We start from the raw sequence: 13,419 nt of genomic DNA, 5'->3' as shown, positions 1-13,419 counted from the left end.
ATCAGCAGGAAACCGTCGACGATGGAGGGGCGACATCCATGGTCATCCTCCTCGGCCTTGGAGTGCCGGATCGGCCAAAAGATCGGCGCGCGGATGAGGACATGCGCCGCCTACGACTTGGTACAATTGCGGTTTCGATATCCCACCCTGCAGATTCCCGACAATGATAGACATCCAACTCCTCCGCAAAGACATCGACAACGTCGCCGCGCGCCTCGCGAGCCGCAAGTACCAGCTCGACGTCGCCGGATTCAACGCCCTCGAAGCCGAGCGCAAGGCGATCCAGACGCGTACCGAGGAATTGCAGGGCAAGCGCAACTCGCTGTCCAAGCAGATCGGCATGCTGAAAGGCAAGGGCGAGGACACGAGCGCCGTGATGGCGGAAGTGGCCGGCATCGGCGACGAGCTGAAGGCCAACGAGACGCTGCTTTCCCAGGTGCAGGACAAGCTGGCCCAGTTCATGGCCGCGATCCCGAACCTGCCGCACCCGTCCACGCCGGTGGGCCAGGACGAGTCGGGCAACGTGGAAGTGCGCAAGGTGGGCGCGCCGCGCGCTTTCGATTTCGAAGTGAAGGACCACGTCGACGTCGGCAGCCCGCTGGGCCTCGATTTCGACACCGCGACCAAGCTGACGGGCTCGCGTTTCGCCGTGATGAAAGGCGGCATCGCCCGCCTGCACCGCGCGCTGGCGCAATACATGCTGGACACGCACACGGGCCAGCACGGCTACACCGAGTGCTACACCCCGTACATGGTCAACGCGGATTCGCTGCGCGGCACGGGCCAGCTGCCGAAGTTCGAGGAAGACCTGTTCGCCGTGAAAAAGGGCGGCGCGGAAGGCGAGGGCGAGAATTTCTACCTGATCCCGACGTCGGAAGTGTCGCTGACCAACATGGTGCGCGACGAGATCGTCGCGCTTGACACCCTGCCGATCAAGATCACGGCCCACACCCCGTGCTTCCGCTCGGAAGCGGGCAGCTACGGCCGCGACACCCGCGGCATGATCCGCCAGCACCAGTTCGACAAGGTCGAGCTCGTGCAAATCGCGCATCCGGAACAGTCGTACGACGCGCTGGAAGAGATGGTGGGCCAGGCCGAGACGATCCTGAAGAACCTGGGCCTGCCGTACCGCGTGATGCAGCTCTGCACGGGCGACATGGGCTTTTCCGCCGCGAAAACCTATGACCTGGAAGTGTGGCTGCCGGCGCAGAACACGTACCGCGAGATCTCGTCGCTGTCGAACTGCGAAGATTTCCAGGCCCGCAATATGCAGGCACGCTTCCGCAACGCCAAGGGCAAGCCGGAGCTGCTGCACACGCTGAACGGTTCGGGCCTGGCCGTGGGCCGTACGCTCGTCGCCGTGCTGGAGAATTACCAGCAGGCGGACGGCAGCGTCGTCGTGCCGGACGTGCTGCGTCCGTACATGGGCGGGCTGGAGCGGCTGGTTCCGGCGGCGTAATCAAATAGCCCTTCCGTTTTCGCGGGAGGCCGTCTATAATGCGGCCTCACGCGCACAAGCGACCGGTTACCAGGAGAGGTGGCAGAGTGGTCGAATGTACCTGACTCGAAATCAGGCGTACGGGTGACCGTACCGTGGGTTCGAATCCCACCCTCTCCGCCAGAACAAACAAGGCCCCACCGGGGCCTTTTTTGTTTTGGCGGAGAGAGCAGGGCGCCTGCGCGCCCTGCGCGGTGGGATTCGAAGGGCTGGGCTTGCGAGCCGGATTGAGCTGCGCTCAATCCTCTTCGAATCGCCCATCTGCCGTCCGCAACGCGGACGGCCCCGCGCGCCGAGGGCGCGCGCTGCAAAGCCTGCAAAGCCCGCGCCGCTAACACAGCCTCCAAAAATCCTTCAACAATCTGCATATTGCTAGCAATTTTCCGCCAATAGCTATCCGTAAGGAATAAGACTTTTCTACCCTGCAGGTTTATCAGAAATACCTGGAGGAGATCCATGAAAGCCTTGTCCACGCTGTCTGCCGCATTGCTCGCGGCGTTGCTCGCCGGTTGCGGCGGTGGCGGCGGTTCCGCATCGCCGGCGACCGCACCGGTTGCCGTCACACCAGCACCCGCTCCTGCACCGGCGCCCGCACCCGCGCCCGCGCCCGCACCCGCACCCACGCCCACGCCCGCACCGTCCGCAGGCACATACCCAAGCTACAACACGAATCCCCTCCCGGCCGACATGTCGGGCATGTCGCACGACGCCCGGCAGATCGCGGCATCGGTCCGCATCGGTTTCAACATCGGCAACACGATGGAAGCCATCGGCGGCGAAACGGCCTGGGGCAATCCGCTGATCACGAATGAGCTCATCCAGACCGTCAAGAAAGCCGGCTTCAACGCGATCCGCCTGCCCGTGGCGTGGGACCAGTACGCGGACCAGAAGACGGGCCAGATCAGCGCCACCTGGCTCGCCCGCGTGAAACAGGTTGTTCAGTATTGTGTCGACAACGATATGTACGTTCTGGTCAACATCCACTGGGACGGCGGCTGGCTGGAAAAGAACATCACGCCCGAAAAGAAGGATGCCGTGAATGCCAAGCAGAAGGCATATTGGGAACAGATCGCGACCACGCTGCGCGATTTCGACGACCACGTGATGTTCGCCAGCGCCAACGAACCGGCGACGGGCAACGAGCAGAATACCGACGTGCCGACGCTGAAAGCGGCGGTGGCCGTCCTGCAGAGCTATCACCAGACCTTCGTCGACGCCGTGCGCTCCACCGGCGGCCGCAACGCCTACCGCGTGCTGGTCGTGCAGGCCCCAGAGACGAATATCGACCTGCTGGTGAAATACATGCCGACGCTGCCGGCCGACAAGGTGGCTGGCCGGATGATGGCCGAGATCCACTTCTATGCGCCATTCAATTTCGCGCTGATGAACAAGGATGAATCCTGGGGCAAACAGGCTTATTACTGGGGCGCGGGCAACCACTCGACGACGGATACCGACCGCAATCCGACGTGGGGCGAGGAAGACTACGTCGATGCGCAATTCGCCAGCCTGAAGACGGCATTCGTCGACAAGGGCATTCCGGTCCTGCTCGGCGAATTCGCCGCCCAGCGTCGCACGAACCTGACGGGCGACTCGCTGGCGCTGCATCTCAAGTCGCGCAACTACTACCACACCTACGTCGTCAAGACGGCCCGCGCCAACGGCGTGCTGCCGTTCTTCTGGGACGTTGGCGCACCGGACGACCAGTCGGGCAGCATCTTCGACCGCCGCACGTACCAGGTGCGCGGCCAGGCGACACTGGATGCGTTGATGGCGGGCCTCGCACCCTGATTGCGCTAGACTGGCGGTCATGAAAACCGCCATCTTCAGCACCCGCCCGTACGACAAGTCGATGCTGTCGGACGCCAACCGGGAAGCCGGCCACGACCTGCGCTTCCTGGAAGACCGCCTGACGCCGACGACGGTCGCGCTCGCCGCTGGCTGCGCGGCCGTCTGCGTCTTCGTCAACGACGCGGTCGACGCAGAGGTTCTCGCGCTGCTCGCCCGGCAGGGCACGCGCCTGGTGGCGACGCGCTCCACCGGCTACAACCACATCGACGTCCCCGCGGCGGAACGGCTCGGCATCGCCGTCGTGCGCGTGACCGACTATTCGCCGCATTCGGTGGCGGAATTCGCGGTGGGCCTGCTGCTGGCCGTGAACCGCAAGATCGCCCGCGCGAGCGCCCGCACGCGCGACGGCAACTTCGACCTGCACGGCCTGATGGGCTTCGATTTGCACGGCAAGACCGTGGGGGTGATCGGTACGGGCAAGATCGGCACGATCTTCGCCCGCATCATGAGCGGCTTCGGCTGCACGGTGGTCGGCCATGACCGCTACCCGTCGCCCGCGTTCGAGGCGCTGGGCGGGCGCTACGCCACCATCGACGAGCTGCTGGACTGCAGCGACGTCGTCTCGCTGCATTGCCCGCTGACGGAAGAGACGCGCCACATCGTGAACGCGGCATCGCTGGCGCGGGCGAAGCGGGGCGGCATCCTCGTGAACACGAGCCGCGGCGGGCTGGTCGACACGGAGGCCGCGATTGCCGCGCTGAAGACGGGGCAGCTGGGCGGTCTCGCGATCGACGTGTACGAGCAGGAAGCGAGCCTGTTCTTCCAGGATCTGTCGTCGACGATCATCACCGACGACGTGATCCAGCGGCTGGTGTCGTTTCCGAACGTGATCGTCACCGGGCACCAGGCGTTTTTCACGGTGGAGGCGATCGGGCAGATCATGCGGACGACCATCGAGAGTTTGACGGCGTTCGAGCAGGGGAGGGAGCTGGTCAACCTCGTTCGTGAGTAAGGAGCGGAACTGCGCGCTTTGCAGCGCGCGCCCCCGGCGCGCGGGGCCGTCCGCGTTGCGGGCGGCAGATGGGCGATTCGGAGTGGGCTGGGCTTGCAAGCCCAGCCCTTCGAATCCCACCGCGCAAGACGCGCAGGCGCCTTGCTCTCTCCGCCAAAACAAAAAAGGCCCCGATGGGGCCTTGTTTGTTCTGGCGGAGAGGGTGGGATTCGAACCCACGGTACGGTCACCCGTACGCCTGATTTCGAGTCAGGTACATTCGACCACTCTGCCACCTCTCCTGGTAACTTTTATCATGCGGTCGTTTCGCGTGAGGCCGAATTATAGACGGTGGGTAAGAGAATCGCAAGCGTCGCCTGTGTGTCTTGCAAATCCACCCCCCACAGGGAGGGACTACCCCCCGATAACCCGATCGGAGTATTGTCCGCTCACCCCATCCGCGTAACACTTCCCCTATCGAAATTTAACCTTTCACCGATTGGAGAAGTCAATGCCCGCCATCCGCCTCGTCGTCACCGGCTACGGAGCCGTCTCCGCATTAGGAGAAAGCGTCCCGGACATCTGGAACGCGATCATGAATTACCGCGTCGGTTACCAACTGACCGAATTCCCCGACCCCAAGATCCACGCCCGCTACTTCAGCTTCATGGAAGACAGGCGCCAGCGCTACGCCGGCTTCCCGAAAGCCGTGCTGAAAATGCTGCCGACGTTCGCGAAGAACGCCCTGGTCGCCTCGCGCGAAGCGCTGCAGATGGCCTTCGGCAGCGCCGACGATGTGCAGCAGTTCGTGAAGTCCCCGTTCGACGTCGGCGCCATCATCGGCACGGGCTGGGGCGGCATGGACTCGGTCAACGACAACAACAACGATTACCGCGAGAGCGGCCTGTCGTCGTCGTTCGCCACCCTGATGTCCATGCACAGCATCGCCACGGCCGCCGTCGCGCTGAACTGGAACCTGCGCGGCTACCAGAACACGCCGGTCGCCGCCTGCGCGACGGGCACCATCGCCATCGGCGACGCGTATCAAGTCATCAAGTCCGGCCGCGCGAAGGTGATGCTCGCCGGCGGCAGCGAATCGCTGAAGGAGACGTTCAACGTCTGGTCGATCGACGTCATCCAGGCGCTGAGCAAGGAACAGCACGACGTGCGCCGCGCCTGCTGCCCGTTCAGTGCGCGCCGCAGCGGCTTCGTGCTGGCCGAAGGCGCGGCCGTGCTGTGCCTGGAAGAGCGCGAGCATGCGCTGGCGCGCGGCGCCACGATCCTCGGCGAGATCACGGGCTACGGCAATTACTCGGACGCGTACGACATGACGGCGCCCGCCGACGACCTGCGTGCGCGCCACATGGCGGTCGTGCAGGCCGTCGGCCAGGCACCGCAGCGCATTGGCTACATCAACCTGCACGGCACGTCCACGCCGATCAACGACGTCAACGAGACGAACACGATCAAGTCGGCGTTCGGCGACGGCGCGGCCGGCATCCCGATGTCGAGCACCAAGTCGTACACGGGCCACCTGATCGGCGCGGCCGGTGCGCTGGAGACGATCTTCTGCCTGAAGACGCTGGAGACGGGCATCATCCCCGCCACGATCCACATGGACGAAGCGGATCCCGCGTGCGACCTCGATTACACGCCGAACGAACACCGGCAGGTGGAACGGATCGACGCGGCCCTCAACGTCAGCTTCGGCTTCGGCGGTGCCAACAGCGCCCTCGTCGTCGAACGCGCGTAAGGAGAGGGCAATGCAGACCGCACAACGCCTGGCCGCCGCGCCGGCGCCGCTGACGCTGTCGTTCGACATGCCCGCGGTGGAGCAGTGGGCGCAGTTTTCCAGCGACCGCAATCCGATCCACTTCGACCGCGCGCACGCCAGGGCGGCCGGCCTCGATGCGCTGATCGTCCACGGCATGCTCGCGATGATGCCGATGAAGGAAGCCGCGGCGCAGGCCGTCGCGCCGGACGGCTGGATGAAGTTCCGCACGCTGCTGCGCAACCCCATCGCGCACGACCGCGACGTCGTTTTCACGACCAGGCCGGCGGCGGGCGGCATCGCGTTCCGGCTCCACGGGATGGACGGAAAAGCCGCGGCCGGCAAGCTCGAACACTTCCGCGGCACGTATGGCCGCGCGGGCGACCCGTCGGGCCAGCTGCAGGGCGATACGCCGCGCGGCAAGCCGCTGGAACGCGCCCATCTCGACCGCTTCTTCGCCACGTACCCGCACGTGCGCGAGCGCTGGATCGCGCTTGACGCCGTCGTGTTTTCCGAATTCATGCGCTCGCGGCTGCACGTCCTCGAACGCCTGGCGCACGCCCACATGCTGCGCCTGTCCGGCGGCACGCCGGCGTCGCGGGTCGTCGTGCAATCGAGCCACACGGTCACGTTCGACGCGGCGTTCTTCGAGGCGCCGCACGATGCGGACCAGTGGAAACAACTGACTCATGCCTTGCTCACGCCCGAATTGCTCGCCAGCGGCAATCAGGTCGGCGGCGTCGTCGCGCTGCCGGTCCTGTGTGCGGGCCGTCTCGTCATGCTGGTGGAAGTCGGCCTGGTCGCCAGGTTCGACACCGATATCCCTAACTAATCAACGGAGGTAACAAATGAATGTAGCCGAATTCCTGCAGGATGCGATCGTGGAACTGAAGGACGTCGACGAGTCGGCGCTCGTCCCGGCGCTGACGTTCGAGGAACTGGAACTGGACAGCCTGGATTACGTGGAAATCCAGCTGCGCATCAAGAAAAAATTCAAGGTCGAGATCACGCCGGACCTGTTCGCAGCGGGCCAGTTGAAGAACCTGGGCGACCTGTACGCCTACATCGAGGCGAACCAGCCGCAGGCGGCGGTGGCGTGATGACCGGCCAACCGCCCATCATCCCGCTCAGCCCGCGCGGCCGGCTCGGCGTGGAGACCCTGATCGAAAAGTCGCATGCGGCGCCCATGGACCTGAACCAGGTCGTGCCGTGGCGGATGGGTGTCGATCGCCAGGGCGTGCCCAAGAGGATGGAGCACTGCTGGATCTACGGCACGCCGTGGTTCGATGCGCTGACGGACGCGCAGCGCCACGAGGTGCTGTGGCTGGAAAACGCGCGCGACGTGTCGATGTTCATCCTGCTCGAACAGACGCTGCCGCCCCTGTACATGGGCTACCTGAATGCCCACGCGGATGCGCTGGCGCCGGACGTGCGCGAATACCTGATGATCTTCTCGAAAGAGGAAATCATGCACACGCTGATGTTCCGGCGCTATATGAAGGTGGCGCGGCTGCCCCTGTTCGGCGCACCGGACGGCCTGCACGAGATGCTGACCGTGCAGCTCCCGAAGATGCATCCGGTGGCCGGCATCATCGCGACCTTGCTGCTCGAATGGGTGGCCGAGCTGTCGGCGATGTTCGTGTCGCAGGACGACGTCGTCGAGCCGCTGACGCGCGAGATGTTCTACCAGCACCACCTGGAGGAGGCGCGCCACATCGCGTTCGGCCGTTGGGTCGGCGAGTCGTTCTTCGAGCATGCGCCGGACGAACAGGCGACGCAGATGCGCCAGATGATGCGCGGCCTGATGGCGCGGCTCGTCCCGCAGTTCACGTACAACCCGGAGATCGCGCGCCACACGTCGTTCGCGTTTCCGATCGCCTGCGGCGACCAGGCCGCGATCGACGCCGTGCGCTACTCGGAACGGAGCCTGGCGCTCAACGACAAGCGCTTCGCGCCGCTGTACGCCTGGCTGCGCAAGGTGGGAGTCTCGTGATGGACGCCGGCAGCCGTTGGGACGCGATCTGCGTCGGCGCCGGCATCACCAGCCTCGCGTTCGGCGCGCAGGTGGTGAAGCGGCATCCCGGCGCGCGCCTCCTCGTCATCGACAAGCACGGCGTGCCGGGCGGGTATGCGACCGTGTTCCGGCGCCCGAAGGCGGGCGCCGCCTTCGACTGCAGCCTGCACAAGCTGAGCGGCATGGGGGAGGGCGGCAATTTGCGCCGGATCTTCGCCGACCTCGGGCTCGACGGGGAACTGGGCCTGAAGGTGCCGGCCGATTATTTCGAGGCCTGCCTGCCCGGCGGGTCCATCCGCTTCGGCAACGGCGTCGACGCCTTCCGCCAGGCGTTGCAGGACCGCTTCCCGCACGAGCGCGCGGGGCTGGACCGCTTCTTCGACGAGGTGGCCATCCACGGCCACAACGGCTACCACCAGTTCCAGATGATGGACGGAACCTTCGAGCCGGACTTCGCGCAGCTGCGCTACGCCCACAGGCATTTGAAGCACGTGACGGTGGCGCAGGCGCTGGCCGAACGCATCAACGATCCGTGGCTGCGTGAGATCCTCGCCGCCACCGGCATCTACGTGGGCGGCTTCGCGGAAGACCTGGGCTATCTGTACTTCCTGCACGTGGTGTACGCGACGCTCACGCAGGGCAATGCCTATGTCGAGGGCGCGTCGCAGCGATTGTCGGACGTGCTCGCGGGCCGCATCGTCGCGGCCGGCGGCCAGGTGCTGCTGGGGACCGCGGTCCGCAAGATCATCAGCGACGACGCCGGCAAGGTGCGCGGCGTGACAACGGCGAAAGGCGATTTCTACGCGGACCGCGTGTACCTGAACGCGGCGCCGCACTACGCGCTGCGCACCCTGTTCGACGAGCAGCCGGCGTTGGCCCCCGTACGGCGCAAGCTGGACAACCTGAAGCCGTCGCGCTCGACGACGACCGTGTACCTGACGACGGACGCGGCGCCGGCGGACCTGGGCCTGTCCAGCACGGAGACGATGGTGTTCGCGTGCGGCGCCGACGCGAGCCGCGCCGCGCGAACGGCCTGCGACGGCGACGCCGCGTGCGAGCGGGCCTACTGGCGCGACAGCGTCATGGAGGTCACGAACTACCACGCGCTCGATCCGGACGGCGGGCGCATCGTCTGCCTCAACGTGCTGGATGCGATGGCGCACTGGCCGGAGCGCCGCTCGCCCGCGTACAAGCTGAAGAAGGCGCGCGCGCTGAACGTGCTGCTCGAGCGGTTGTATGCCGCGAAACCGGGCTTGCGCGGGCATGTCGTGTACACGGAAGTGTCGACGCCGCGCACGTACGAGCGTTTTACCAACAACACGGACGGCGCCGGGTATGGCGCGATGGTGGGGACGGACTTGTCCGGCCACGTATTCCACCACGCGTTCCCGATCGCGGGCGTCCATTTTCTCAGCGCCTGGGTCGCCGGCCCCAGTTACGAGGCGGCGTTCGGGTATGCCGAGATGAAGGCGAAACAATGGGCAGCTTAGTCGCTCGTGTATCGGGAGGCGTCCTGATGCGCACGTTGTTCAAGCCCGTCTTCGGCTGGCGCGGCGACGGCCTCGCGGGCCTCGAACCGTTCGTCCACACGAGCACGGACGGCAGCTGGCTGGCCGGCGCGGTGTATGTCAGCCGGCGCGTCCCGGCACGGGGCGTCGTCCTGCTGTGCCACCCGTTCCTCAAGTACGGCATGCACTGGTTCTTCAACCATGGCTACCACGCGTGGCTGGCCGACGCGGGCTACCACGTCGTCGGTTTCGACTTCAAGGGCTTCGGCCGCAGTACGGTGGACGGCGTGTCGTTCGCGGAAGACGTCGTCGCGCTGGGCGAATGGACGCACGACGCCTGGCCGGGCCTCCCCGTGCACGTGCTGGGCGCGTCGTTCGGCGCCTTCCACGCGCTGCACGCCATCGCGACGGGCCGCACGGCGTTCGCGTCGGTGCTGTGCGACAGCGTGCCGGCCACGGTCGCGCGCTTCTTCGGCGGCGGCGTGACGGGTGCCGTACTGCGCGGCATGAGCACGAGCCGCTGGGCCGATGCGACGGGCACGCGTCCCATCTTCCGCTCGCTGCCGCTGCCGCACGACTTGCCGCGCCTGTTCCTGTTCGGCGGGGACGATCCGTTCATCACGCAAGCCGAGGTGGCCCATCTGCGCGACCTCTGCGGCGCGAGCAGCGTGCGCGTGTATCCGGACTGCGGCCACCTGGACGCGCGCAAGGCATTCCCTGGCGCCTACCGCGGCGCCATCCTCGATTTTCTCGATCATTCAACTTCAGGCAAGGACTATCATTCATGGATCCGAACGCAGTAAAGAAGCAGTGGGTACTGGTCACGGGCGGCACGCGCGGCATCGGCCGCGGTCTCGTCGCCGCCTTCTGCGCGGCCGGCTACGACGTCGTGTTCACCTACCAGCGCTCGCACGAGGCGGCCGCGGAACTCGTGCGCGAGATGGCGGACGCCGGCGCGCACGCGGCGGGTCACTGCTGCGACAGCGCGGACCAGGAAGCCGTCAACGCGCTGGCGCGCGGGCTGCTCGTGGAGCGGGGCGCGCCGCATGCCGTCGTCAACAACGTCGGCATCACGCGCGACGCGGTCCTGATGCGCATGAGTCGCGCACAGTGGACGGACGTCGTCAACGCCAACCTGAACGCCTCGTTCTACGTCACCCGCGCCTTCGCGCATGCGATGGTGGAAGAGGGCGACGGCGTGATCCTGCAGATGTCGTCCGTGTCCGGCTTCAAGGGCAACGTCGGGCAGACGAATTACTCGGCCACCAAGGCCGCGATGATCGGCATGACCCGCTCGCTCGCGCTGGAACTGGGCCGCTTCAACGTGCGCGTGAACGCCATCGCGCCCGGCTTCATCACGACCGAGATGACGGCGGAGATCCCCGAAGCGAAGCTGAAGTCCCTCGGCGCCGGCATCCCGCTGCGCCGTTTCGGCACGGTGCGCGAAGTGGCGTCGCTCGCGACCTACCTGGCCTCGACCGATGCCGCCTATATCACGGGCCAGACGTTCGTCATCGACGGCGGCCTCACCGCGTGAACGGGAGGCAGCGTGACGTATGTCGTGACCGAACCCTGCATCGGCTGCAAGCACACGGACTGCATCCAGGTGTGCCCGGTGGACTGTTTCCATGAAGGCGCCAACTTCCTCGCCATCGACCCGGAACGCTGCGTCGATTGCGGGTTGTGCGAAGTGGAGTGTCCCGTCGGGGCCATCGTGGCGGAAAGCGAGCTGGCGCCGGACCAGCTCCACTGGCTGGCGCTGAACGACGATCTGGCGCGGCGCTGGCCACCCATCACGCAGCGCAAGCCGGCACTGCCCGACGCCGCCGACTGGGCCGCGCGCACGGACAAGCTGGCGGCGCTCATGCGCTGATGCCGATTTCCCCCCACGGATGTGGCATGCGCGCCGGATCGCGCTGGCGCATCCTTGCGCCCATGAACTCACCCATCGAACATCGCATCCTCGCCCTGTTCTCCGCCTGCCAGGGCATCGCCTCGCGCAGGGGCTTCATGGACGACGTGTATCCGCTGCTGCAACGGATATTGCCGCACGAGCGCTTCGTGTGCGGCATCGCAACGGTCGCCCCGGTGGCCGTGCTGGACGTCGTCGATGCCGGCTTTCCCAGTGAGTTCGTCGACGGCATCGTCGACGGGCGCGGCCGCATCGCGAGTCCCGTGATCCGCCGCTGGCTGATGGATGACGCGCCCGTCTATTTCGACGAGGCCGCGCGCGCCGCATTCGTCGGGCCGGAAGATGCCGCGTGGCTCGCGTCGTTCCGCCGGCACGACATGCGCAACATGATGGCCCACGGCGTCAAGGACCTGCACGGCGGCGCGACCAGTTACTTTTGCTTCGCGGGCGTGGCGGACGGCGGGGAAGAAAAGATGCGGCTGCTCCAGCTCATCGTGCCGCACCTGCACGCCGCGCTGCGCACGCACTACCGGCTCAAGGTCCGCGCGCAGGAGGTCGAGCTGTCGTCGCGCGAGCGCGAAGTCCTGCAACTGGTCTGCGTCGGCAAGACCAACGAGGCGATCGGCACCATCCTCGGCATCAGCCCGTGGACGGTCAAGGTCCATGTGCGCAACTTCATGGCCAAGCTGAACGTCTCGACGCGCGGCCACGCGGCCGCGATGGCGATGAAAAACGGCCTGGTGACGATCTAGCAGGCTGCCCGTCGTTCCCGCGGAGGCGGGAACCTAATTTTGCATGCGCTACGACAATGCGTGCGACTTGGGTCCCCGCCAAGGGGGACGCCTAGTCCGGGGACGACGAGTATTCATGATAGTTCACGCAGTCGGCCCCGCACGATGCCGGCCAGCGTCTGCGCTGCGAACACCGCGATGACAAGCGTGGCGATGCCGAGGATGAGCAATGCAATGCCATCCATCACCGGGCTGTCTGCCACCGCCGCGTAACGCAGCGCGGTCACGGCCGCCGCGGCGAGCGGGAAGCTGGCGGCCCACCACGCGACGCGGAACGGCGAGCAGGCCGGCAGGTGCACGAGGCGCGCCAGCAGCACCGGCAGCAGGAACAGCATGATCATGACGAGACCTTGCGCGAACGCGTCGACGTGGCCGAACGTGGTCGTGTAGGCCGAGTAGCCCACCGCGAACGGCGCCAGCAGGATCAGCAGCGACGGCTGCAGCGCGGGCGGCAGCGGGTCTTCCGTGATGAGGCGCGATAGCAGCATCGCCAGCAGCGGCAGCGCGAAGAACAGGCCGACGGCGAGGCCGAACACCATCACGCCATGCAGGCCGTCCCAGCGCAGCACGGGCGCGGCCAGCGGGATGTCGAGCATGCCCACGACCGGCACGATCCACGCCGGCGCCACCTGGGCCGGGGTATGGCGCACGGACAGCCAGCGGGTGACGATGGCCCACGCGAACACGGTCATCCCGACGGCGCCCAGCACCCAAGCGAGGCGGGCCAAGCCCAGGCTGACGTCGGCCAGCAGGAACGGCAGCAGCAGGAGGCTGATGAGGGGCGTGCCGAACAGATTGCCCCCGACCGGATGGGAGAACTCGGCGCGCACCGTGGACCAGCCGGCGGCGGCCTTGATGCCGTAGGCGATGGCCAGCACGGCGAAGGTGACGATGGCGAGGGCGCCAATGGCCTGGCCGACGACGGCCGGCGCGCCGTACGCCTGGTGCGCGACGCGCCAGGCGACGGCCAGGCCGGTGAGACCCATCACGGCGCCGAACAGGCCGACGGGCAGGTACGAGAGGGTGGTCGATGCCGCGGGGGCGGCGACGGCGGGACGTGCGGCTTCCATGATCGTCTCCTTGTAAGGGCGCTGCATGGAAGCCATTCTGGGGGCGCGGCGCGCGGGCGGCCATGCCCGGATG

13 protein-coding genes and 2 tRNA genes are annotated in these 13,419 nt (G+C 66.6%); 13 read left to right on the top strand and 2 right to left on the bottom strand.

Annotated elements, in window-relative coordinates; all coding sequences use genetic code 11:
* Positions 1-163: 163 nt before the first annotated feature.
* The 4 genes from serS (at position 164) to ACEN9H_RS20420 (ending at position 4,301) form a co-directional block, all read left to right on the top strand.
* On the top strand, positions 164-1,459 hold the full coding sequence (gene serS, locus ACEN9H_RS20435; RefSeq protein ID WP_413671879.1) for a serine--tRNA ligase: 1,296 nt from the start codon (positions 164-166) through the stop codon (positions 1,457-1,459).
* A 72-nt stretch (positions 1,460-1,531) separates the two neighbouring features.
* Positions 1,532-1,621, top strand: a tRNA-Ser gene (locus ACEN9H_RS20430).
* A 333-nt stretch (positions 1,622-1,954) separates the two neighbouring features.
* Positions 1,955-3,289, top strand: a complete 1,335-nt coding sequence (locus tag ACEN9H_RS20425) for a glycoside hydrolase family 5 protein (protein ID WP_413671878.1) — start codon at positions 1,955-1,957, stop codon at positions 3,287-3,289.
* 19 nt (positions 3,290-3,308) lie between these two features.
* Positions 3,309-4,301 (top strand): 2-hydroxyacid dehydrogenase, encoded by a 993-nt coding sequence (locus ACEN9H_RS20420; RefSeq protein ID WP_413671877.1) that lies wholly within the window; start codon positions 3,309-3,311, stop codon positions 4,299-4,301.
* Positions 4,302-4,492: 191 nt separating this feature from the next.
* Here the strand turns inward: ACEN9H_RS20420 and ACEN9H_RS20415 are convergent.
* Positions 4,493-4,582 (bottom strand) — tRNA-Ser (locus ACEN9H_RS20415).
* Positions 4,583-4,791: 209 nt separating this feature from the next.
* Here ACEN9H_RS20415 and ACEN9H_RS20410 point away from each other — a divergent pair.
* The 9 genes from ACEN9H_RS20410 to ACEN9H_RS20370 all read left to right on the top strand — a co-directional run bounded on the left by ACEN9H_RS20410 (position 4,792) and on the right by ACEN9H_RS20370 (position 12,237).
* Positions 4,792-6,033 (top strand): beta-ketoacyl-[acyl-carrier-protein] synthase family protein, encoded by a 1,242-nt coding sequence (locus tag ACEN9H_RS20410; RefSeq protein ID WP_413671876.1) that lies wholly within the window; start codon positions 4,792-4,794, stop codon positions 6,031-6,033.
* 10 nt (positions 6,034-6,043) lie between these two features.
* On the top strand, positions 6,044-6,883 hold the full coding sequence (locus tag ACEN9H_RS20405; protein ID WP_413671875.1) for a MaoC/PaaZ C-terminal domain-containing protein: 840 nt from the start codon (positions 6,044-6,046) through the stop codon (positions 6,881-6,883).
* A 16-nt stretch (positions 6,884-6,899) separates the two neighbouring features.
* A complete protein-coding gene (locus tag ACEN9H_RS20400; RefSeq protein ID WP_056127766.1) occupies positions 6,900-7,151 on the top strand; it encodes an acyl carrier protein in 252 nt (83 codons plus the stop codon).
* On the top strand, positions 7,151-8,044 hold the full coding sequence (locus tag ACEN9H_RS20395; RefSeq protein ID WP_413671874.1) for a diiron oxygenase: 894 nt from the start codon (positions 7,151-7,153) through the stop codon (positions 8,042-8,044). Before ACEN9H_RS20400 ends, ACEN9H_RS20395 begins: the two co-directional genes overlap by 1 nt.
* Complete coding sequence (locus ACEN9H_RS20390) at positions 8,044-9,555, top strand: phytoene desaturase family protein (protein WP_413671873.1); 1,512 nt, start codon at positions 8,044-8,046, stop codon at positions 9,553-9,555. Before ACEN9H_RS20395 ends, ACEN9H_RS20390 begins: the two co-directional genes overlap by 1 nt.
* A 26-nt stretch (positions 9,556-9,581) precedes the next feature.
* Entirely contained in the window at positions 9,582-10,376 is a 795-nt protein-coding gene (locus ACEN9H_RS20385; protein ID WP_413671872.1) for an alpha/beta hydrolase, read from the top strand.
* A complete protein-coding gene (fabG, locus tag ACEN9H_RS20380) occupies positions 10,358-11,110 on the top strand; it encodes a 3-oxoacyl-ACP reductase FabG (protein WP_413671871.1) in 753 nt (250 codons plus the stop codon). The genes ACEN9H_RS20385 and fabG overlap by 19 nt, the downstream gene beginning before the upstream one ends.
* A gap of 12 nt (positions 11,111-11,122) precedes the next feature.
* A complete protein-coding gene (gene fdxA / locus ACEN9H_RS20375; RefSeq protein ID WP_413671870.1) occupies positions 11,123-11,446 on the top strand; it encodes a ferredoxin FdxA in 324 nt (107 codons plus the stop codon).
* 62 nt (positions 11,447-11,508) lie between these two features.
* Positions 11,509-12,237, top strand: a complete 729-nt coding sequence (locus ACEN9H_RS20370) for a helix-turn-helix transcriptional regulator (RefSeq protein WP_413671869.1) — start codon at positions 11,509-11,511, stop codon at positions 12,235-12,237.
* 113 nt (positions 12,238-12,350) lie between these two features.
* Here the strand turns inward: ACEN9H_RS20370 and ACEN9H_RS20365 are convergent, their stop codons facing one another.
* Positions 12,351-13,346, bottom strand: coding sequence for an SLAC1 anion channel family protein (locus ACEN9H_RS20365; protein ID WP_413671868.1), 996 nt, complete (start codon positions 13,344-13,346; stop codon positions 12,351-12,353).
* Positions 13,347-13,419 lie beyond the last annotated feature (73 nt).

The sequence above is a fragment of the Massilia cellulosiltytica genome, assembly GCF_047325105.1.
Classification (GTDB): Bacteria; Pseudomonadota; Gammaproteobacteria; order Burkholderiales; family Burkholderiaceae_D; genus Telluria; species Telluria orientalis.
Note: the sequence above shows the minus strand (reverse complement) of the source record. Positions and strands in the feature narration are given on the sequence as shown.